The organism is Paenibacillus sp. FSL R7-0333, from assembly GCF_038000365.1.
GTDB lineage: Bacteria > Bacillota > Bacilli > Paenibacillales > Paenibacillaceae > Paenibacillus_AQ > Paenibacillus_AQ silagei.
This window is the reverse complement of sequence record NZ_JBBOBZ010000001.1, coordinates 7,707,314-7,730,786: the sequence shown is the minus strand read 5'-3', so window position 1 is coordinate 7,730,786 and position 23,473 is coordinate 7,707,314. Positions and strand designations below refer to the sequence as shown.

Sequence of the window (23,473 nt, the reverse complement as noted above, 5' to 3'; positions counted from 1 at the left end):
TCCCCTAATTTTTCAATATGGGGCATATCATACCTGCCAGGATTTCAGACTTTTCCGGGATACGCTATACAATAATGATATAATGGAACGATGGATTCACCCAATCTGCTACAGGAGAACGATAGCGATGCAGTCAAACTATATCATGGATGCTGCCGGGTGGGATAAGCTCATCTCGGAGGTTGCCCATTCTTTCGATGATCTGACCCTGAAACGGGGATTTCAATATTATAAGCAGCAGCGCGTGCAGGCCTTCAGAATGGTCACGCCGTACAGAATCATGGCGCTGGTCGAAGGGCGGGAGGATTATGCGGTCTCCATTGACCTGGACGATCTGCAGGAGAGCCATTGCGATTGCCCTGTATCCGGGATGTGCAAGCATATGGCGGCTGTGCTGATGCAATACGCCGAGGAACAGGAGCGGCCTGTGCATTCCATCGCGAACGCCAAGGCGCTGATTGACCAGCCCAAGCTTCATTCTGCTCCGGCATCCGCTGTTCCGGGACGGCGCGGGGAACAACTGAAGAAGCTGGCCGCCCTGATTCCTGAGGCTACGGTGCAGCAGTGGCGAGAATACATGGCGCTGCTGGTGGAGCCGCTTGCTCATACGGTGCGCAACCCGCAGTATGCCGACCGGGCGCTCGCCGCCATCACAGGGGGCCAGCCCAAGTTGCCTCCCGCTGCCGCCATGCTGTTCAAGCTCCATGCTCATCTCTGTGTGCTGGAGAGCCTGATCCGGCCTGGCGGACAGCCGCTCTCGGCCAACCTCTCCTCCCTTGGTTATTCTGTGGGCTACTACACTTCTATTGCGATTTCCGAGCTGCAAAAACATATTACAGACCTGATGCAGCGGGCGCTGCCGCTGGCAGAGGCCCCTGAGGAGTGGCCGAGAGTCTACGATACGATTGCCTATCTGCGGAGCGAGATGCTGACGGAGGCCCGCGACCGCGCCAGAGAACAGCCTTATTTCTCTGCTTGTTACAGCCTGCTGTGGATCAACTGGATTACCCCGAATCTAAGCGGACCGGAGCTGTACACCAAAGAGCTGAAGGAGCTGCAACAAGCCGGAGAAGGGCTAAGCGCCGCTGCTCCCCGCCACGCCCTGCTGCTGGCCGAGAGCCGGATGTACGCTCTGCTTCATGAGGATGCTGCGGCTATAGAGAAGCTGCACACAGCGTCCGAACGGCCCGGGCTGCACCCGGAGGAGCTGATGAGCTTCCTGCCTCCGCTGGCCGAAGCCGGCCAGTGGAGACGCCTGGCCCTGTGGCTGGCCGCGCTCGGCCCGCTGCTGAACAGCCGAATGTACAATCTGCTGGATTATGCGGGCTACTGGGATGAGGCGGTGCGCCGCCTGCCCGAAGCGGAGCCGCAGATGTGGGATACGCTGTCCGGTATGCTGCCGCTGTCCCGCGAGATCTATGAAGCCCAGCTGCTTGCCTACGGCAAATGGCAGGAATGGATGGATATGCAGATCTCCTCCGGCCATCAGCCTTCCGACTTCCGGGTGAGCGACCTGCAGCCGATTGAGAAGAATGCGCCGGAGCTGCTCCTGCCGTTCTATCATCAGGCGGTGGAGCGCTTCGTGCTGGAGAAGAACCGGCACAGCTACAAAGCGGCCGTGAAGCTGCTGAAGCGGCTCGCCAAGCTGTACAAAAAACTAAAACGTGAAGCACGCTGGGAAGTGTTCCTGGACGGCTTCACAGATAGACACAGCCGCCTGCGCGCCCTCCAGGAGGAGCTGCGGAAAGGAAAACTGATTCCATGAATATACAGATGCGCAATATTACCGTCCAGCTCGCCCTTACCCAGTATGGCGATGCGCTGATCTACGGTGTGGATGACCGGGATGATTATATGCCCGGTGTCCAACTCAAGCAGAAGCTGTTCGCCTGGCACGAGGAATCCTTCTACGGTACGGAGCTCAGCACCTCGAAGGCCGATGAGGTCGAGCTGGTGGTGCTGCCTGCCGAGCAGGTCCTGCCGTTCTTTGCGGACCTGCGGCTGCTCCGGCATGTCGGCTGGAGCTGGCAGGGCGATGCCCAGCTGCTGACCCGGCTGGCCCCGCTGCTGGCCGGAATGCTGGAGGACCGTCAGTATGCCCCGAGCTTCGCAGCCTACCGTGAAGGCCAGCTCCGCTGGGCCTGGACGGAGCAGGCGCTTGCGGAAGCCGCCGAGGCAGACTGGGACGATGCGGCCGCGCTGCATCGTCTTCAGGAGCGCAGCGGGTTCGCCGAAGGGCTGCAGGCCGCCTTCTCGGCGGCAGTCTTCCAGCGGCACTACAGCACCGAGGCGCAGGCCGGTGATCTGCGCAGTGAATTCCCGCTGCTGTTCAGCGCAGGCGGGAGAAGCGCAGCCGGTATGGACGAGGACAGCTGGCTGATGTCCATCGGCTGGAAGGCAGACACCGCGCCGTTCCGGCCGGTGCTGCAGCTGCTTGAGCCTGACGATGAGCTGCCGCACTGGCGGCTCCAGCTGCTCCTCCAGGACAAGCGCGACGAGTCCGCGCTTGTGCCGCTGCGGCTCACCGGGGACGGCGAGCCGCATGGCACTTGGCCCGCAGCGTGGACAGCGCATGTCCACGAGCGCGCGGGCGGGTGGCTGTCACGGCTGCGTGACAGCCTTCCGGAGCACATCGGGCGCGGCGCCGATGTGCTGGCAGAACCGCTCGGCGACGAGGTCGCGTGGCGGTTCCTTACGGCCGACAGCCGCCTCCTGCTGGAGGCCGGCTGGCAGGTGCTGCTGCCGGCGTGGTGGGAAGCCGCCAGCCGCAGGAAGCCGCGCCTGCGCGCGAAGATCAGCTCCGGCACGGCTGAGGGCAGCCGCGGGCAGTCGCTGTTCGGCCTGGATGCGCTCGTCGATTTCGACTGGCGCATCTCCATCGGCGACGCCGACCTGACCGAGGCGGAGTTCGCTGACCTCGTAGCGCGCGGGGAACGCCTCGTCCAGTTCCGCGGCAAGTGGATTCCGCTGGACCCTGCGCTGCTGGCGCAGATTCAGCGGGCCATGGCCGGGATGGACAAGTCGCGCGGCTTGTCCTTCCAGGATGTGCTGCAGCTGCACCTGCTGAACGAAGGTGCAGACGGCGATTCGGAGGAAGCGGAAGCGCAGCGTGCCGAGGAAGAAGCGGTCCGCGTCCGGCTGGAGGTCGAACTGAACGAGCACCTCTTGAAGCTGATCGGCCAGCTCGGGCAGCGTAGCCAGTGGCCGAAGCCGGAGGTGCCGGCCGGTCTGCATGCCGAGCTTCGAAGCTACCAGCATGAGGGCTTCGCCTGGCTGGTCTTCCTCCGCCGCTTCGGGCTGGGCGCTTGCCTGGCCGATGACATGGGGCTTGGCAAGACGGTGCAGCTGATCTCCTACCTGCTCCATCTGAAGGAGCAGGAGGAGGAAGCAGCAGCTTCCGGCGCACACGTGGCCCGGCGGCAGACCGAGCCGGCCGGCTGGCCTTCGCTGATCATCTGTCCGACCTCCGTGCTGGGCAACTGGCAGAAGGAGCTGCAGCGCTTCGCGCCTTCCCTGAACGTGATGCTTCACTATGGAAGCCGGCGGCTGGATGCCGGATATTTCTACGGCGCAGCTTCGCAGGCAGATGTTGTGCTTACCTCTTACGCTACCGCTGCACTGGACCAGGAGCTGCTGAAGCAGTTCACTTGGGCAACCGTGTGCCTGGACGAAGCACAGAATATCAAGAACGCCGGAACGAAGCAGTCCGCCGCCGTGCGCAGCTTCCCGGCCTTGCACCGGATCGCCCTGACTGGTACGCCGATTGAGAACAGGCTGTCCGAGCTGTGGTCGATTTACGATTTCATTACACCTGGTTATCTGGGCAGCCCGAAAGGGTTCCAGGACCGGTTCGCAAATGCTATTGAGAAGGAGCGCAATGCCGAGCGGACCGCTGATTTGCAGCGGCTGGTCAAGCCGTTCATGCTGCGCCGCAAGAAGAAGGACCCGGCGATCCAGCTTGATCTCCCGGATAAAAATGAGATGAAGACCTACATTAACCTGACGGCCGAGCAGGCCGCACTCTACGATCAGAACGTGAACAGCCTGCTTGAACGGATGCAGAAGCTGGAGGGCATCGAACGCAAGGGGGCCATTCTCGCCGCCTTGACCAGCCTGAAGCAGCTCTGTGACCATCCGATGCTGCTGACCAAGGAGGCACTGCCTGAGCCGGAAGACGGCAGCGCTCTGGACACCACCTCCTTGATCGAACGCTCCGCCAAGCTGGAACGGCTGCTCGCGATGGTGCGCGAGCTGCGCGAGGAGAACGAGCGCTGCCTGATCTTCACCCAGTATGTGGGCATGGGTAAAATGCTCCAGGCCGTACTTCAGCAGGAGCTTCAGGAACCGGTGCTGTACCTGAACGGCAGCACGCCGAAGAGCACGCGCGACCGCATGATTGAGCGGTTCCAGGCTCCCCCGCTGCCTGCGGGCGAAGCCGCTGCAGATGCAGCCGCCGGAGCACAGCCGTCCGATCAGCCGAATGTATTCATCCTCTCGCTCAAAGCGGGCGGGGTCGGCCTCAACCTGACGGCCGCCAACCATGTGTTCCATTTCGACCGCTGGTGGAATCCGGCGGTGGAGAATCAGGCTACGGACCGTGCCTACCGCATGGGCCAGACCCGGGATGTACAGGTGCATAAGTTCATCTCGCTCGGCACGCTGGAGGAGAAGATTGACGAGATGCTGGAGAGCAAGCAGCAGCTCAGCGACGACGTCATCTCCGGCTCCGAGGGCTGGATCACCGAGCTGTCCACAGACGCGCTGAAGGATCTGTTCACGCTGCGCCGGGAATGGGTGGGATAACCCGCCGCTGTGGATATCCCCCTGCTTCGGTTATCTTTTATCTGCTACAGGTCTGTCATCGGTCTGTTACCAGTCAGCCAGCGTGGCATTACTGGACCTTCACCCTTCGGCCTTCACCATTGCTCGGACATTCTGAAGGTGGCCGCCACATTGTCCTCACCGGCAAGCGAGCTGACCACCAGCGTGACCGGTACTTGCTGAAGATCGTAGGCGAGCCGCTGATTCAGCAGATTCACCGCCACATTCTGGTATGCTCCGGATATGCCGGAGCCGATGCCTTGAGTCAGCACCCGTCCGCCGGTGACTGCTGTACAGGTATAGTTCACCAGCAGCGCTGTTTCAGTGACAGGGATAGCCGTAGTCGGCGTAGGGTAATTCACAAAAGTTCCATTCACGGTCCCCCCGGCTATCACCTTATAGCGGATAGGGGTGGAGGCCAGAATTTCCAGCCCGTCTGGAACGATCTCGGCGGCCACTGCTTCAGGAACGGCGATCGTGGTGCTTCTGCGGAAGCTGATGGCTGCGGTGTCGCTGCTCGTTACGGGGATATTGTTACGAAACTCTGAGGTAATCCGGCTAAGCGCCATGGGCTGCAGGGTAACGGGACTCCAGAGCCCGCTGCTGTCCACAAGGAAGATCCGCACCCGTACCTGCTCCTGGGAATAGGAGATATTGAATTGGAAAAAATTCTGCGTAATATTATACGTTTTGGTCACAACCTCCCGATAGTTCGACTCGAACAACTCCTGCGCGAACAGCGTTGAGGGACTTACATCGTTGTTGTAACCAGTCAAATAGACCGTTCCCTGGGCAATCCCATTGTTTACTACCTTCACTACTGCCTGACTGATGTGTCCTGCTCCCGGGGTAGGGTTCTTTGTTAACATATTGGTTGTCAGTATAGGCATAATTATCACCCTCCGTTAGAGCTGTATTCAATAGGATATGCAGATGAAATTGGAAGTTTCTGGTCTGTTTACAGGCCATGGCAGTTGTCAATTCACAGACACTGTGCTAAAATCAATGTAACTTTTTTAGAACGGAGGGTTGCGTGTGATAGACTATATCCGGATTCGCACTTTGCGCGGCTAATTATTTCCCATAGCGCGAAAGCTCTGCCTTGTGCAGAGGACTCAGGATAAGTCTGTCCATAACACGTAACCCATAGCATACACCTGTTAATCCGCAACCCGTACACTGATTCCCGGAACCGGTACACTGTGCCCAATAAGGCCTGTATCCGCTCCGCCAGAATCTGTGTTTACCGGGAGGATTAGCTCTATATCTTTTTAAGTTGCCGGGGCCCTTGCCCTTGCCGCTTGAACCTTCATGGTGTCTATGGCAAGCATGGCCGTATAGCTGCTCCCGCGCAGCGGGCTATACCAGACTTTATTCTGTTGTTCCTCCAACTACTGTTAGCACAGGCAGACTGCCTGTGCTTTTTTGATGCTCAAATTACATTATGGAGGTTGATCTATATATGGAACCCATACTACAGAAAGCCGTTATCGTCGGCATGCAGCTGCAGAACGACACGAACTTCGCTTATTCGATGGAGGAGCTGCGCAATCTGGCAGCCGCCTGCGAGATTGAGGTCGTGGCTGAGCTTAGCCAGAAATCCAGCCGGGTGAACCCCTCGCATTACATCGGAACCGGCAAAATCCAGGAGCTGGCGCTGCTGATGGAGCAGCATGAAGCACCGATCGTTATTTTCAACGATGAGCTGTCCCCTTCCCAGATCCGCAATCTGGAGTCCGCCCTGGACCGCCAGGTTATTGACCGGACCATTCTGATTCTGAATATCTTCGCCTCGCGGGCGAAGACCAAGGAGGCTCAGCTCCAAGTAGAGGTCGCACAGCTGCAATATATGCTCCCCCGCCTGAGCGGACTGCGCGAATCTCTCGGCAGACAGGGCGGCGGGGCCGGCTTGAAGAACCGGGGAGCTGGGGAAACGAAGCTGGAGCTGGACCGCAGACGGATTGAAGAGCGGATCTCGGCGCTTCAGTTAGAGCTGCAGACGCAGGTCGCAAGACGCCAGATCCAGCGTAAGCAGCGGCATAAGAATGAGGTACCTGTGGTCTGTCTGGTCGGCTACACCAACACCGGCAAGTCCAGCTTAATGAACACACTGGTGGAGACCTATCATCCCGGTTCGGGCAAAGGCGTGCTCGCCAAGGATATGCTGTTCGCGACGCTTGAGACCTCAGTGCGCAGCATTGTGCTGCCCGATCACAAGACCTTCCTGTTAACCGACACCGTAGGCTTCGTCAGCCAGCTGCCTCATCATCTGGTGAAGGCGTTCCGCTCGACCCTGGAGGAGGTAACGGAAGCGGATCTGCTGATTCATGTCGTCGATATTGCCGATCCGCAGCATGAGCAGCATATGGCTGTAACGAATGAGACCCTGAAGGCGTTGGGTGCTGACGGAATCCCTACCCTGTACGCCTACAACAAGGCCGATCTGAGGGAGGAGCCTTACCCGCAGGTGGAGGAGAACTCTGTAACCCTGTCTGCTAAGAAAAACCGCGGAATCGCCGAGCTGGTCACTCTGATCCGCAGCCGTATCTTCACCGACTATGTACAGTGTGAGATCCTGGTCCCCTTCGACCGGGGCAGCATTGTCTCCTACTTCAACGAACATGCCGATGTGCAGTCCGTCAGCTACGAAGAGCAGGGCACACGCCTGAAGCTGGAATGCCGGGCCGCCGATTACGAGCGGTTCAGAGATGACTTTGTAGAGCTGCCACAATAAAATCGCTGAATGTCACAGGAGCTGGTCCCCGCATTACAGGGCCAGCTCCTTGTGTTGTCCATGAGGTTATAGGATCAAATTACCCTGCGGGTGCACGATGCTGGGCAATATTGCTGCACATTTTGCAGGATCTCTACAATGTTACGGGCTGCAGAACATGGGGCCCAACCCTCATCGCAGCAGCACCGATTGTATTCGGATTTCCGCATAATTTGGTCCAAGTGCGGTGCACTGGTCTATTTTATTCGGTTTTTCACATATATTTGGTCATCGGCCGTTGTACCAGCAAATTGTGTTCGGTATTTCGCATACATTCAGCCTTTGAGCGGTGATGTCAGCTACTCTCCCGGAGCGGGCCGCAGGTTAAGTACGAAACCTCCCTTCATACTTTTCATGCTATTCACGCTATTCATGCTGTTCATGCTGTTCACGACTCTTACACCCCGCTCTCCCTTCGCAGCATTCGTTTCATCATTTTCATTCGCTTCATTCACTTCATTCCATTCGTTGACTTTATTCGCTCCCGCCGCCTTCCCTCCTGCAACTCCCTGCACTCTGCCCCCTTCGTGCTCGCTTCCACTGCTAACCCGCAGGCCGCCCTCATCCGTCAGCTCCAGAAGCAGGGCAGAGTTCAATCTCCCTTCCGCCCCAGCCGCCAGAGAGAACACCAGCGCAGCCTGCTGCATAGAGGTGAAGTCCAGCATCCTGCGCGGACCGGCGTAGAGAATCATATCGATATTCATCCGGCCGTCTGCCTTATGAAGTTCCCACACCAATCGGTTGCCTGTATCCGCTTGCCCGCTGAATGCCGCGAACCAGGTTGTCAGGCCAAACTCCGTCCCTGCAATGGTGATAACCGTACCTTCTTCTGTTAATGCGGCTGTAACTCCCTCCAGAGCGCCGCCAACCTCCAGCCGCAGCCGCAGGTCCGAAGCCGCAATCACACCGCCGGTCCGGTCCAGATTCGGATGGGTATCCCCGCCATCCGTTATGAAATCGATCCCGAACAGCACATGGCCTGCTTCCTGCAGCGATTGGAAGCGTGCGGAGCAGTAGTCATAGCCGTCATGCAGGCAGCGGAGCCGGAGATATGAGGGCTGTCCGTTATTATTGGCATAGATCAGCAGCGGCCGTCTTTGGTTCCACAGATCACTATAGGTGAAGGAGCCCATGCTCCACTGCGGAGTCATATAAGTAACCGCCCACCTGCCGTCACGACCCTTACCCTGCTCTTGCCCCCGACCTCGCTCTAGCACCTGGTCCCGCTCCTGACCCTGCCCTTGCTCTTGCTCCCATTCCTGCTCCTGTTCCTGTTCCTGCTCCTGCCCTTGCCCCTGCTCCCTCTCTTGCTCCCGTTCCTGATCACGGTCCTGTTCCCGGTCCTGACCCTGACCATGCTCCTGCTCCCGTTTCTGGCCCCATTTTTGCTCCTGCTCCTGCCCCCGCTCCCGCTTCCGCTCTTTCCCTGCCCCCTGCTCCTGCCCTTTCTCCTCCCCTTCCAAGCGTTGCCTTATCACCTTCGTCTCAGGAACCTTGAAGCCCTTCAGATAGGCAGGGGGACAATGAATACCGCTCATATACCATTCCTCTTCGTAGGGCAGCTCCTCCCATGGGAAGAACATCACGGCTCCTCCTGTCGCCAGTTGCAGAAACGCCTTGCTCTGGTCCTCCAGCAGCACTCCGTAACAGCGGGAATGCGGGCCGGACCACTGGGCCGTGGCGGGGTGATAATACCCGGCCACGGTCCTCCAGGTCAGCTCTAGCAGCTCTCTGGTCCATGCCTTAACCCTGCTGTCCGAGGTCTCGGACTGAAGCTTCGACAGCTCCAGAATGGCAATGTAGGTGTAGACCGGGCTGTTATATTCCTGAAAAGCCCCATGCTTCAGGGTATGAGCATGCAGCCTCCTGAGCCGCTCCAGCCCATAGTCCGCATAATCCTTACGCCCCAACTTCTCCCCGGCAATTCTGGTCACGAACGCGCCAATAATCGCAATATTGGTATAATCCGGTCCGACATTGCGCCGGATAATGGCTTCGCAGGCACACTCTATGGACAAGACGGCTGCTTCCCGCAGAACGTGCGGGAAACGGTGGCCGTGGCGCGAAAGGGCCTGCACCAGTCGGCTGCCGCAGAAGTCCGCCCAATTCCAGTCCGGCGGAGCCATCTGGTCCAGCGGCTCCTCATAGAACCAGGACCAGATGCCGAAGGTATCATGCGCCGGGTCCGTATCCTGCAAGGAGATGACCTGCCGGATAATATCGAATGCCCGCTCTTCATAACAGGCCAGCTCCGTGTCGAGCAGTCCAAGCGCATAGCTGAGCGAGTCTCTGGTGGAGTGGATGAACTCCGCCTGCTTCAGCGTCGTATGATAACCCGGGCTGCTGAACGGGGAGCGCAGCATGCAAATGTCCGAGTCATAGCGGGATTCCAGTCCGGTCACCTTATGAATCAGCCGTTGCCGCTGATCCAGCCCTCCACCCGCAGCTTCTGCGTTATCCTTCACCGTCATCCCCCTGCCTCCCCTTCAACATTTAATGAACCTATCCCCTCGGATTGCTCCTGACGTCGCTGACCCCCTTGACGCTCTGGATGTTCTTCACGCCCTTGGTCCTCTTGTCCTCCCTGACACTTTTCATGTTCTTCATGCCCTTGGTCCTCTTGTCGTCCCTGGCGCTCCTTATGTTCTTCACGCCCCTGGCCCTCTTGTCGCCCCTGGTGCTCCTGACGCTCCTCATGCTCTTGCCTCTCAAGACGATGCTTCATTTCCCCCAGATCCAATGCCTCTGTCAGCAGTTGCATCACCAGCCCTTGCCCATACAGTGCCGAATATCTCTCTATGGTGTTATAGGCCGCTATCGACGGCATGACCGGAGTGCCTCCCGAGACCCCTTGCACCTCACCGTCTTCGCGGATGAGCGGAAGAATCCCCGCAAGTGCCGCCTCCGCGCTCTCCAGATAGGCATCCTCCAGCAGTCCGCTCTTCACCGCCTTCAGGAAGCCGCAGGCAATACCGGCGCTGGCCGAGGTCTCCTCGTAATAATCCGGCTGATCGAGCACTGTATGCCACAAGCCGCCGGCCCCCTGCGCCTGCCGCAGGGCAGAAGCAAGCCTGCGGTAGCGGCTGTACAGCTCCTGTGGAATAGCAGTCAGGCTTCCGGTCCCGGCCACAATCTCCGGGACCGCAAGTGCCACCCAGGCATTGGCCCGGGCCCAGCGGGCTGCCGACATATGGCTGCCTGCCCGGCTGTTCCAGCCATGAAATAGCAGCCCCGTCGCCGGGTCCTGGAGCAGCCGAAGGTGCTGCAAGGTCTGCTGCACGGCGGCGGCAGCAAGCTCCTGGTCGCCGGTCAGACCGACAAGCCGGGCCAGGAACAGCACGGCCATATACACCGTATCGGCCCATACCTGTTCAGGGAATTCCACGGCCTCTGTCACGGTATGCTCCAGCGCGCCTTCCCGGGTCCGGGGGGCAGTATCCAGCATCCATGCGGCAACCTCCTGCGCCCGGCTGAGAAACCACGGGTCCCCGGTCAGCCGGTACAGCTCAGGAAAGACCGCGTAGGGAGCCAGGGAATTGATAACCCGAACCCCTTCGGCCTTCTGCTTATTCCGGTTCACCCAGTGCAGCAGGTAATCCGTCACCTCATCCTGACCAGTCCTTGTGCCATATTCAAGCATAGAGATGACCCCGACACCGGGCACCCAGTCCCAGTGGTTAATATCCATTCCCCAATTCCCTTGATGCCGTTCAAGACGCATATATTCAAAGATCTGGCGCAGCTTCGCCTCCAGTTCCCGCTTCCTGCCCGCTGCCCGTTTTGCCTCTGATTCCTGTTTCGCACTCAAGACGTCTGAAGCCTCCCTGAACCGTAATCGCCCTCTCAAATCTCCGCTTTCACCGGGGAGCTTCCCTGAAACGGAATCTCTCCGAACAACGCCTTAACCGTCAGCTCTACCGTATCTTCATGCAGAGAATACGCATTCACCAGGGTATCTAAGAAGGGAATGTCCTGCAGCAGATACGGCGTAGCGAACGAAATACCGATCGGCCGGACTGTCTCTGCATGCTGCATGGCCCAGATGGCTTTGGCCGCTTCACCCACTGGACGGGCGGTATTCATCATTCCGTGCAGCGGAAGGAAATAGGGGGCGAAGGCGGCATCCCAGCGGACCCCGGACAGCTCCCATTGCCGCAGTGTCGTCAGCGGCTCGAATTCATCCAGAATATCGACCGCAAGTCCTCTAGCCTTAAGCTGCTCCACAAAAAGATTCATCCGCTCATATCTGCGCCCCTCCGTCACCTTGTTCAGCATGATGACCAGCACCCGCCGGACCTCCTGCGGATTCAGCGGCAGCTGGCCGGTGCGGTTGCGGACGAGGGTAATGCAGCGCCCGGCTAGCTCGCGGCTGAACTGTCTGACCTGCTGGTCGAGACCAGGCAGCAGCTTATCGTCCAGCAGCGGCAGCGCCCTACCATCCGCTCCCCCGGCACGGGCAGCATGCACGCCAAGCCGCGCCTTCAGCTCCAGAATCCGCCGGACGCTGGCCTTCAGCCGTTCCCGGCTGACGCGTCCGTCCTCCACCGCCTGCTCCATCACCGCGAAGTACCGCACCCCCGGCCAGAGCAGCACATCCGTACCGCAATTGAAGCAGTCTATGATGCGCTGCGTGTAGTCTCCCCAGGATAAAAATCCGCCCATATCGAGCGCATCTGACAGCACCACTCCATCGAAGCCCAGCCGCTCCCGCAGCAATCCTGTGGTAATCCGCTCCGAGACGGTTGCCGGAATCGGCTTCGATCCAGCGCCGCCTGCCCCGTCTTCGATCCAGGGAAGGGCAATATGTCCGGTCATATAGGACATGACCCCCTGGCTGATCATCTCCCCGGCCACCTGTCCGTAAGTGGCGAACCACTCCTCCTCGGACAGACTATTAATAGTGGTAATGATATGCTGATCCCTGTAATCGACCCCGTCACCGGGAAAATGCTTGGCGCAGGCCGCAAGGCCGTGCTCCTGCATTCCCCGCATGACAGCGGCGGCCAGACGCGCCGCCCGCCCGGCCTCATCGCCGAGACAACGGGTCGTAATAACGGGATTCATCCAGTTCAGCAGCAGGTCGGTGCCCGGGGCCAGCGCCCAGGTGAACCCGGCTGCCCGCCCTTCCAGCGCGGTATATTTGCCGTATTCGTAAGCCAGGTCTTCATCGTCGGCGGCGGCAAGCGCAAGGAGCGGCGGGAAGGCCGTGAGACTTCTCACGGCTGAGCCTGCCCCGAATTCCAGATCACCGGAGAACAGCAGCGGGAACCTGCTGATGCCCTGCAGCATCCCCGCCCAGTCCCGGTAATCCTCCGCTTTGCCTGCGGCCTTCTGAATAACCTCCCCGCCGATGAAGAAGCTGCCCACCGGATACTGCTCCAGATACCTGCGGAGACCCGCTTCATCATCTCCCTTGAACGGCAGTCTGCCTGCATGGTCTTGCATCGTCTGCCCAATCAGCTCGCGGAGGCTCATCGCTTCAAGCGTAGCCTCCACCCACTCCTGTTCTTCCTTGCTTAACGGCTTCTGCATCATTCCTACTCCTCCCGGCAGGTTCTCTTCCAGTTCAGTGTACCGGATCGCGAAGCTGCTCTACATACAGCCAGCTATAATATAAGTTCAATATTCTACAAATTGCCTGCGTGGAATGCCCGGCGGCTGATTAGCCCGTCAGGGCAGGCTGATCTGCAGCGTCTGCCCCCGCTTGTTATTCTCCTTGTTCATCTCCGCATAACGCCAGATATCATTCACAAAAAAGCTGACCGTAAACTCGCCGATCGTCGGCACCGTCCACCGGGGGGTTCCCTGCGCACTGGCATTAGCCGTCAAGGTAATCTCCTCACCCGGCTGAATCACACTGGTATTCGTGTCCGTCCACGAGACCACCCCGCCGTTGACCGAGAAGGCGCCGCCGGTAATCTGTCCGAGTCCGGTCGAGGCATTCAGCGGTGTGGGGCGGACGCCGATGTTCTTCACTTTGGCCCAGAAGATCAGGGAGTCGCCCAGCTGCGGTGTGCTGTGCGCGGAAGGGCTGCCGTCGCTGTTCACAATATGCCAGCCGATATCCGTCACCGTCAGATCCGGTCCCGGTACGGGCAACACAGACTCGTAGCTCTCGTACTCCAGCCCGCTGACCATCACCTTTCCGCCGTTGCCTGCAATCTCGATCCGGTGCAGCCCATATGCTAGGCCTGTCAGCTCGTAGACGATTTTATGATCACCCTCCAGCCCTGCCTGCGGAATGACTATAGTCTCCTTATACTCGCCATCGACGTAGACATCTGCACTGCCCATATCGCTCTTGATATCCGATCTCCAGCGGACACCGATGCCATTGAAGCTGAAGGCAGCCGTTGCATCCTCCTCATAGGTCACATGGGAGACTCCATTGGGCGCAGGGGTGAATCCGGCATAGTCAATGTAAGGATGATCATGTGCGGCCGGATACCAGTGGGAGAGCGGAACATACAGCCCTTCCTCCAGCTTGAAATAATCGAGATTTGCCCCCTTCCCGGCGGAGGTAAAGCTGATCATGTTATAGCCCGGCTGGAGGGTAATCCCATACTGCCGTGCGGTGAGATTCGCGGTCCAGCTTCCCGTAGAAGGCAGGGTTACTGTGGACTGCTTCACGCCGTTCACGAGGATGTTTTTCTTCGATTCCTCATTGGAAGCGTATACAATTGTTAAAGTATAGCTGCCTCCGTTCACGGAATGGAAGCCTTGGATCGTTAAGCCTCCGCTATGCGTCTGCTCCACGACCTTGCCGCCCGAGGCGCTGCTGTTATTGCCGGTCTTCAGCGGCAGGGCAAAGGCGGTAGCTTCGGCCTCGAACTTGGCCGGATCTCCTGCGGCATGCGGTGTAATCGGCATGACCGGTGTAGTCGCTGATACGGCTGTGCTAAGAGGCGATACATTGCCGGAGTCATCCACGGCCTGCACCGTGTAGCTGTAAGTGGTCTGGGGCGCTACGGTATAGTCACTCCAGAAGGTCAGCCGTCCCGGAATATTGATCACCGGAGCCGCTCCGCCGTCACGGTAGACGTTATAGCTGACGACAGCAGCGTTGTCTGTGGAAGCCGTCCAGGTCAGCCGGATTTGCTCATGGCTTACGGCTGCTGCTGATGGACTTCCCGGTGCGGATGGCGCGGCGGTCTCCTGCTCATCCAGAATATACTGGACCGTCTCTCCCGCGTCCAGTGCCACTGTAAGGGTAAGGTAGGGATCTGCCGCAAGCTCCACCCTGGAGTAGGCAGCGGCGTACGTCTCCCCTGGACCGAACCGTTCCCCGGCATACGCTCCGCTGGACGGCATCTTAACCTTCACCTGAATCGTCACCGGCGACGTCTCAAAGTTGACGAAGTTCAGCAGGATTTTATCGGACGAAGCTCCGATGGCTGTAGTGCCCAGCGCTGAGGTATCCACTGCGCGGAAATACGCCTTCAGCCCGGTCAGTTCGGCTCCATTCAGCACCTCGTAGTCCAGCGGACTTCCATGGGTGGCGTAAGCGGCAGCCAGTCTGCGGAACGTCTTCAGCCGGGTCTCCCCGGATTCATTTATATTAGCCGGTACCGCCGCTGTATCCTCATAGCGGTGTGTGTTCCAGTTGATCGCGGAATCGAACAGGCCAAACTCCGTCCCGTCATTGAAGAAGGCGGCATGCTGCATAATATGGTCGGCATACCCGATATTCCCCCGCAGCTCCCGTTCAAAAGCAGAAGCAAACCTGTAAGCATACGTCCCGTATTTCGTATTGTCGGAATGATTGTCGTTGCTGCCGGTCTCGCTCATGGCCATCTCTTTGCCGAAGCCTTCCTCTGAAGCACTATACACCCGCAGATTCTCATACAGGCTTCCGCCCGGCAACGGCTGGACGCCGGTCCCGCCATAGCTGTGTCCGTTGGTCACATCCGACAGCGCTTCAATCGGCGCACGCTGGGCAGCATCCCGTTCCCAGCCGTCAGGGGTGCCGTTATACGGCCAGTAGGCCCAGCCGGGAGCAACAATTTTCAAGTAAGGCTGGCTGTTCGTCTGCCTCTCCTCGTCCATCATTTCATGAAGCGCCAGCACCGCCTTCTGTGCCCAGCCGAACAATCCCGGCTCATTGCCCGTCTCAGCATACTGGTACAGATCCCCGAATTTGCTGACAAAGCCGCTGTAGTAGCTCCTCAGCGCAGAGCTGATCGTCCCTGCCGCCAGCTCGCTGTTAGTCTTCCAGTTGCCGCCGATGATATTAACCATGGGCGCAAGATTGAGGTCGCGCAGCGTCTCCAGGTACTTGCGGCCCTGCGGGTCCCAGCCTGCGCTGGTATCGGACCAGAAGGAGGTACGCATCCAGTTACCGCTGTAGGCAATGCCCAGCCACTTGGCCATCGGGGCCAGATGGCGGATCGCATGCTCGTCGTAGCGGAAGGTCGAGGCAGCTATCGTGCTTCCCAGGTGGACATACCGTCCGTGGATAGGCTCGGCAGCCGGCTCAGTCAATGATTCCAGCCTGAGATAATCCCATTCGAACCACAGATACTTGTCACCGTCATATCCTGGCGACTGCGGATCAGCGTATAACCCGCGGTCCACGGTCAGCTTCAGCTCATTGCTGCCGGTCTTCAGCTGTTCTGAGGGAATGTAGAGTCTATAGGTTTCTTTCCATGTGTTCGTAAGGGGGGTCTCTCCGTCGTTCAGCCCGGTAATCTGAATCAGCCCGCTGAAGCTGCCATTGGTGAATACGGCCAGCTGCGGAATAGCGGTGCTTGCATCCAGTACCTTGAAGCTGAATTCTGTACCATAGAGGGGGACTTCTGTTAGATTGAAGGTAAGCGTCATCGTGCCGTTGCGGTCCAGCTTCATACCGCGGGAGATTGTATTCCAGTTCAGGGGATTGACGGGGAGGGTGATATTCTCACTGTACACATCCTGATACACTGTAAATTCTGCGGAGCTGTTATCCTGCTCGCCCACCTGCCAGAGCAGCGGAGACGGCTGGTAGGTATCCTCTGTGACTGTACTGGCTGCACTGAGTGTACTCTCATGTAACGGTTCAGCCGCAGACCCCGGAGGCGGGAACACCGCAGCGGATTCGCTGTCTTCAATAACCGCCTGTGCAGGCGGCATTTCGGCGGAGCTGATCTGTACTCCGGGCAATGAGGCGGACATCCATACCAGAGCTGCAATGAGCAATTTAACTGTGATTCTCTGAATTCGCATAATAACACCCTCTCTTGATCAGATAGGGGCTCCCCAAAGGCTGGATTAGCGAAAGAGAATACCCGGTACCTGCCGCAGGCGGCCGCTATGGCTGCTTGCGGCAGGGAACCGGGCGTGCTATGGCCTCTACTGCTTATTTGGCGGCCAGAAAAGCGTCGAGCTGACTCTGAATTTCCGTAATCACAGCGTCCAGGCCTGCGGCCTTCAGCTTGCTGTTCATCTCCTTCAGGACCGGCTCAGGGTCCTTTTCCCCGGAGAACAGGGTGTTCTTATACTGCTTCGTGATGTTGATCAGTGCCCCGATCTGTGACTGCACCTTGGTCGAATCGAACACAAACCCGATAACTGGTGAAATATTCGAATTCTTATTCCAGTCCGTATAGAGCTGCACACGCTTCGGATCTTCATCCTTATTCAGGTAGTTCAGCAGCACATTGCCGATCATCCAGGAGGATACGGAGTTGTAGCCGCTGTCCGCAATGAACTCTACAGTATTGTTCTCCAGCTTCTTGTAGTGCTTGCCCTCAATGCCGAAGGTCAGCAGGTTGTAGAGCACCGGATCGGTGTGGATCAGGTTCATGAACATCATCGCCCGCTCGGGGTTCTTCGAGGTTCTGGAGATGGCGAGCATGGAGCCCTGCAGACTCTTGGTGCTGACCTGAACAGGCAGCAGCGTCTTGATGATCATTGGCTTCTCGGCGAGCCGGGTCCAGTCATTGGTGGAGGTCGGATTCATGTTGCCGTAGACGAACCAGGCTTTGCCGCTTTTGACCGCATCCTTCAGCTCGGTCTTGTCTGTAGCTCCGTTCTTGTTGATATAGCCCGCTTCATACCAGCTGCGGATCAGCTTCAGACGCTGCGTCATGGCTGGCGTGTCGTATTCGTTGAACACCTTCATGGTCTTGTAATCAAGCAGGGTCGGGATATCATTGCTGCCGTCCAGATCCTCGCTGTCGGGATACGCGGTGAACCAGTGCAGACTGTCGGTATGGTTCATGAACAGCGGGGAGAGCGCCGGCTCCTTCTCCTTAATCGTCTTCAGCATCGGTTCAATATCCTCCAGCTTCTGGAGGCTGTTCACATCGAAGCCGTATTTATCCACAATCGCCTTGTCAAAAGCGAACCCGACCGACTGCCCCAGCTCCTTCTCGGTTGGAACCGCATACAAATGTCCGTTGACGGTGGCTGCCTGCAGGTATGCGGGATTAATCTGTGCCTTCGTCTCCTTGGCATAGGTGTCCAGCAGCTCCTCCAGCGGCAGATACGCCCCCTTCGCGGCGTTGGTCATGAAGTTCCAGGTATAGACCATATCGAACACCTCGCCGGACTGGATCATCAGGTTGACCTTGTCAGCCGGTTTATCCCAGCTCAGCTGGTTAATCTTGATTGTGGCATTGATTTTGTCCTTCAGATAAGCATTGATCTCCTGCTCCACGGACGCCACGTCCTTATCCGGCCCGCCGGGCAGATACAGGGACAGCTCCACCGGCTCAAGCGCATCCGGCGCTTTGGTCCCGGGCGCTTCCGTTGCTGTAGCTTCCTTCGTTGCTGCCGGAGCTGTGGTACTCTCTCCCGTTTTCTCTGTAGGCGCAGCCGTATTGTTGTTATTGCCGGAGCATCCGGCCAGGGTGAACCCCGCCATAAGCACAAATGACAGCAGCAGACCTGTGACTTTTTTACCTGCCATACTTTTTCCTCCCCTTGATGGAACAAATATATGCTAATCGGTAGGTTCCGAGGTTAGCCTTTGATAGAGCCGAGCGTCAGTCCTTTGATAAAATACCGCTGGAAGAACGGATAGGCCAGCACAATCGGCCCGATGCCGATCAGCGCCATCGCCATACGGATCGTTTCCCCCGGCAATTTGGCCAGCTCGGTGGCCGAGCCTTGAATAAGTGCCCCATTGCGGCTCAGGTAGTCTGCCTGGGAGATCATTTTGTACATGAGATATTGGAGGGAATAGAGGTCTGTGTCGGTAATGAAAATCATGCTGTTAAACCAGTCGTTCCAGTAATGCAGGGTATTGAACAGCCCAATGGTCGCGAAGACCGGCAAAGACAGCGGGAAAACAATCCGGAAGAACGTCCTTAGCTCCCCCGCTCCGTCAATCGTAGAGGCTTCAATCAGCGCAGGCGGCACGCTCATCTGGAAGTACGTCTTCATAATCAGCACATTGAACGGGGACAGCAGCATCGGCACGACCAGCGCCCAGATGGAGTTCTTGAGGTCGAGCACCTGGGTGTAGACCATATACCACGGTACCAGCCCGCCGCCGAACAGCATGGTGAAAAAGATCAGGAAAGCGAACACCCCCCGGTACCGGAAATCCGCCCGCGAAATCGGATACGCATACAGGGAAGAGATGAACACGCTGACCAGCGTTCCAGTGATGGTGACGAAGAAGGAAATGCCGTACGCCCGCAGCACCACGCTGTAATCCTTGAATATATAGGCGTAAGCCTCCAGGCTAAGCTTCTCCGGAATGAATTGATAGCCATTGCGGACGATGTAATCGTAATCGGTAATGGAGATCATGAAGACCAGTACAATCGGCAGCAGGCAGGCCAGGGACAGGATGATAAAAATAATATGGAGAAGAACGTTAGTGAAGCGGGATATTTCGTTATTAGCCACGGATTTCCACTCCTTCTACAGGGTACGTGCGCTGCCAGACTTTTAGCTAGAAAACCGCCTGATCCTTGTCAACCTTACGCACGATCCAGTTCGAGCCGAGGACCAGGAAAAAGCCGACCACCGATTGGTATAATCCGGCCGCTGCGGACATCCCCAGGTTACCCATATTAATCAGCGCGTTATAGACGTAGGTGTCGATGACCAGTGTAGTCGGGTACAGCGCCCCGGAGTTCAGTGTGGTCTGGTAGAACAGCCCGAAGTCGGAGCGGAAGATGCCCCCGATCGCCAGAATCGTTGTAATAATAATGACCGGCCGGATGAGCGGAATCGTGATATGCAGGATCTGCTTCCACTTGCTGGCACCGTCGATCAGGGCCGCTTCATAGTACTCGTTGTCAATGCCGATGATGGCCGCCAGATAGATGACACAGCCATAGCCCACCCCTTTCCAGAGATTGATCAGCGGCAGAATGAACGGCCAGTACTTCGGCTCCGAATACCAGTTCAGCTCATCCAGCCCGAACATGGCGAAGACCCCTTTATTAATGAAACCGTATTCAACATTCAGAAAAGCGAACACCAGATAGCTCACCACCACCATCGACAGGAAGTAGGGGAAGAACATGATGCTCTGATAGAATTTGGCGGCCAGCTTGTTCCTCAGCTCATTCAGGGCAACCGCAATGGATACGGCAAAAACCAGATTGAGCACAATGAACACGAAGTTGTAGAGCACCGTATTGCGCGTGATAATCCAGGCATCCGAGGTGGCGAAGAGGAATTTGAAGTTATCCAGCCCCACCCACGGACTGCCGAGAATCCCGTCCACATAGTTGATATTCTTAAACGCAATCACAATTCCGAACATCGGCAGATAGTTGTTGATCAGCAAAAATACTACGCCCGGCAGCAGCATCAGCAGCAGCACCTTATGCTTCAGCAGATGCTTCAGCCCGTGTCTCTTTTTCGTCTTCATAACCATTGTCTTCCGCCTCCTGTGTTCCTTCAGCAGTCCCTCTCTTCCCTGACTTAAGTGTACCCGCAGGCGGCTCCATGCTAAATAAGTCCATCTATAATAAAAGTTCAAAATCCTACAGAGTTTGGAAGGGCTCACTTCTTCCGGGCAAGTAAGGGCAGCAAGAAATGGCAGTCGCAGAGATCGGACATCACACCTCTCTCGCTCTGACTCTGGCATAAGGTGGCCGCGCGCCCCTTCTCACTCTGCTATGAGGTGGACAGCGCGCCCTTTCTCGCTCTGGCTTGAGGTAAATTAATTGGATAAACGTATTTTAATATGAATATTTTGGATTATTTTCAGGTTTTAGTTGGATAAACGTCATTTAATTTTGCGTATTTCCCCTACTCTGCTATATTTGCTGAATTTTAAGTGCTGTTTCTCCAACTGTTTCCCTACAAGAAGGCTTCTGTCCATGAGTAAGTGGTGAAAATCCAACTGCTTTCCGTACCAGAACCCATTTGCCGGAAGGCAGTGAAGCCGAAGGGACAAAATGCAAAAAAGCGCTCCACGATGACCGCTGTGGAACGCTCTTTTGGCTGAGCTTACAGGACTGGTCTGCCTGCCGGGGTTAAGTCAGTCTGTGGACAGACCATACAGTGCCTGACGAGGAGCCGCCAAGATCAAGCGGAATAGTTAATCCGTCTGCTACATAGAACAGTCCGATCACATCGCCTGCCGTTAATTCAAATTCACCCGTCAAGGTTACCGTTCCGTTGCCCAAAATCGTGCGGAGGGACAACACAAGCGCAACGTTAACATTCAGCAGCGGGAACAATCCGGTTACCAGATTTGTCACTGTCGGGGATGTTCTTTGCACTACAAAAGCCGGATCTATCCCTGCTCCCAACGCAACCGTGATTGCAGCCGTAGTGCTGTAGTTAATGGTCGCCTCAAACGAATATCTGCCGGATACCGGTATAGTATAGTTGCCCGTGGTCTCATTAAATGTCGCACTGTCATAGTAAGGCGAAGTCACAGTCCAGCCGGTAAGCTGAGTACTGGTCGAGACCGAGAACGTCGGCAGGAATGCGGAGAACCCTTCCGTTGCCAAATTCGGGCCGGTTGCCCCGGTCGCACCCGTCACTCCCACGCCCGTTGCTCCAGTCGCCCCGGTCACTCCCACTCCTGTTGCTCCAGTCGCTCCGGTCACTCCTACGCCCGTTGCTCCGGTCGCTCCGGTCACTCCTACGCCCGTTGCCCCGGTCGCCCCGGTCACACCTACTCCCGTTGCTCCGGTCGCTCCGGTCACTCCTACTCCCGTTGCCCCGGTCGCCCCGGTCACTCCCACGCCTGTTGCTCCGGTCGCTCCGGTCACTCCCGTTACTCCCGCGCCCGTTGCTCCTGTCGCGCCAGTCACTCCTACGCCCGTTGCTCCGGTCGCCCCGGTCACTCCCACTCCTGTTGCTCCAGTCGCTCCGGTCACTCCCACTCCTGTTGCTCCAGTCGCTCCGGTCACTCCTACGCCCGTTGCTCCGGTCGCTCCGGTCACTCCCGTTACTCCCGCGCCCGTTGCTCCGGTCGCTCCGGTCACTCCTACGCCCGTTGCACCGGTCGCCCCGGTCACGCCTACGCCCGTTGCTCCGGTCGCTCCGGTCACTCCTACTCCCGTTGCTCCGGTCGCTCCGGTCACGCCTACTCCCGTTGCCCCGGTCTCCCCGGTCACTCCCACGCCCGTTGCACCTGTCGCCCCGGTCACTCCCACGCCCGTTGCTCCGGTCGCTCCGGTCACTCCTACGCCCGTTGCCCCGGTCGCTCCAGTCACTCCTACTCCCGTTGCCCCGGTCGCTCCGGTCACACCTACTCCCGTTGCCCCGGTCGCACCGGTCACACCTACTCCCGTTGCCCCGGTCGCTCCGGTCACTCCCACGCCCGTTGCCCCGGTCGCTCCGGTCACACCTACGCCCGTTGCTCCGGTCGCTCCGGTCACGCCTACGCCCGTTGCTCCGGTCGCTCCTACTCCCGTTGCCCCGGTCGCTCCGGTCACTCCTGCGCCCGTTGCCCCGGTCACCCCCGTCACTCCTGCGCCAGTTGCACCTGTCGGGCCCGTCACGCCGGTCGCACCGGTCGCACCGGTCACTCCTGCCCCGGTCGCTCCAGTCACTCCCGCGCCCGTTGCGCCTGTCGGGCCCGTCACGCCGGTCGCTCCGGTCACTCCTGCCCCGGTCGCTCCAGTCGCCCCCGTTGCACCGGTCACTCCTACTCCCGTTGCCCCGGTCGCTCCAGTCACTCCCGCGCCCGTTGCGCCTGTTGGGCCCGTCACGCCGGTCGCTCCGGTCACTCCTGCCCCGGTCGCTCCAGTCGCCCCCGTCACTCCTGCGCCAGTTACACCTGTCGGGCCCGTCACTCCTACTCCCGTTGCACCCACCGCCCCGGTCGCTCCAGTCGCCCCCGTCACTCCTGCGCCAGTTGCACCTGTCGGGCCCATCACGCCGGTCGCACCGGTCACCCCTGCCCCGGTCGCCCCCGTCACTCCTGCGCCAGTTGCGCCAGTCGGGCCCGTCACACCGGTCGCTCCAGTCGCCCCAGTGGCCCCCGTTACACCAGTATCGCCCAGCAGTTCAGCCGAGACCACCCGGTGGGCGGTGACGAGCTGGCCGGTGCTGCTCTTGCCCCATACGGAGATCTGAACCGGGTCATCCACAGTAGCCGAAGTGACAAACAGAAATTCAAAAGCGTCCAGATCCGCATAATAAGTGTTTGTTATCGCTTCGTTGGCAGCCACATCGAGCGTTTGGCTGACATACAGATTTCTAACGCCCCCCTGCATGTAATAGCCTTGTATCAATACTGTATAAGCTGAAATGCTGCTGCGGTTATCAATTCTGACCGTAACCTGTGTGGTGGGTCTTACCCCTCCTACTGCATTATTTTCCAGTGGTCCTGTGGATAGTAGAGTCATTACCCAGTCTCCTTTAACGACAGATTTGTATTGTCCTGATAGATTCTCCTTTCCTCGCTTAATCTATCTTTTGACTACATAGAAGCTAGCAGCAGAAAGATGGATCAATATAGTAATATTCTGCGAT

The 23,473-nt window shown here is 58.1% G+C and carries 12 protein-coding genes; 3 read left to right on the top strand and 9 right to left on the bottom strand.

The window, feature by feature from the left end; all coding sequences use genetic code 11:
- Positions 1-127 precede the first annotated feature (127 nt).
- Positions 128-1,765 (top strand): SWIM zinc finger family protein, encoded by a 1,638-nt coding sequence (locus MKY86_RS33355; protein ID WP_076077344.1) that lies wholly within the window; start codon positions 128-130, stop codon positions 1,763-1,765.
- Positions 1,762-4,803 carry a DEAD/DEAH box helicase gene (locus MKY86_RS33350; RefSeq protein WP_076077341.1) on the top strand — a complete coding sequence of 1,014 codons (3,042 nt, stop codon included), beginning with the start codon at positions 1,762-1,764 and terminating at the stop codon, positions 4,801-4,803. Before MKY86_RS33355 ends, MKY86_RS33350 begins: the two co-directional genes overlap by 4 nt.
- A gap of 113 nt (positions 4,804-4,916) precedes the next feature.
- On the opposite strand, the gene MKY86_RS33345 is transcribed toward MKY86_RS33350, so the two are convergent.
- Positions 4,917-5,711 (bottom strand): hypothetical protein, encoded by a 795-nt coding sequence (locus MKY86_RS33345; RefSeq protein ID WP_076077338.1) that lies wholly within the window; start codon positions 5,709-5,711, stop codon positions 4,917-4,919.
- Between the two features lie 572 nt (positions 5,712-6,283).
- On the opposite strand from MKY86_RS33345, the gene hflX reads away from it, so the two are divergent.
- Positions 6,284-7,555 carry a GTPase HflX gene (gene hflX / locus MKY86_RS33340; protein WP_076077335.1) on the top strand — a complete coding sequence of 424 codons (1,272 nt, stop codon included), beginning with the start codon at positions 6,284-6,286 and terminating at the stop codon, positions 7,553-7,555.
- A 338-nt stretch (positions 7,556-7,893) separates the two neighbouring features.
- Here hflX and MKY86_RS33335 read toward each other — a convergent pair whose 3' ends face one another.
- The 8 genes from MKY86_RS33335 to MKY86_RS33300 form a co-directional block, all read right to left on the bottom strand.
- Complete coding sequence (locus tag MKY86_RS33335) at positions 7,894-10,065, bottom strand: hypothetical protein (RefSeq protein ID WP_076077332.1); 2,172 nt, start codon at positions 10,063-10,065, stop codon at positions 7,894-7,896.
- The gene (locus MKY86_RS33330; protein ID WP_340827748.1) at positions 10,062-11,402 is read right to left on the bottom strand and encodes a glycoside hydrolase family 88/105 protein; all 1,341 of its coding nucleotides are present in this window, start codon (positions 11,400-11,402) and stop codon (positions 10,062-10,064) included. Before MKY86_RS33330 ends, MKY86_RS33335 begins: the two co-directional genes overlap by 4 nt.
- 35 nt (positions 11,403-11,437) lie before the next feature.
- Positions 11,438-13,129, bottom strand: coding sequence for a glycoside hydrolase family 3 protein (locus MKY86_RS33325; protein ID WP_076077330.1), 1,692 nt, complete (start codon positions 13,127-13,129; stop codon positions 11,438-11,440).
- A gap of 135 nt (positions 13,130-13,264) precedes the next feature.
- Positions 13,265-16,795 carry a carbohydrate-binding domain-containing protein gene (locus tag MKY86_RS33320; RefSeq protein WP_076077327.1) on the bottom strand — a complete coding sequence of 1,177 codons (3,531 nt, stop codon included), beginning with the start codon at positions 16,793-16,795 and terminating at the stop codon, positions 13,265-13,267.
- Between the two features lie 133 nt (positions 16,796-16,928).
- Complete coding sequence (locus MKY86_RS33315) at positions 16,929-18,482, bottom strand: ABC transporter substrate-binding protein (RefSeq protein ID WP_076077324.1); 1,554 nt, start codon at positions 18,480-18,482, stop codon at positions 16,929-16,931.
- Positions 18,483-18,535: 53 nt separating this feature from the next.
- Positions 18,536-19,429 carry a carbohydrate ABC transporter permease gene (locus tag MKY86_RS33310; protein WP_076077305.1) on the bottom strand — a complete coding sequence of 298 codons (894 nt, stop codon included), beginning with the start codon at positions 19,427-19,429 and terminating at the stop codon, positions 18,536-18,538.
- Positions 19,430-19,475: 46 nt separating this feature from the next.
- Entirely contained in the window at positions 19,476-20,411 is a 936-nt protein-coding gene (locus tag MKY86_RS33305) for an ABC transporter permease (RefSeq protein ID WP_445669922.1), read from the bottom strand.
- 604 nt (positions 20,412-21,015) lie between these two features.
- Positions 21,016-23,346: a beta strand repeat-containing protein gene (locus MKY86_RS33300; protein ID WP_340827747.1), complete on the bottom strand. Its 2,331-nt coding sequence runs from the start codon at positions 23,344-23,346 to the stop codon at positions 21,016-21,018.
- Positions 23,347-23,473: the final 127 nt, after the last annotated feature.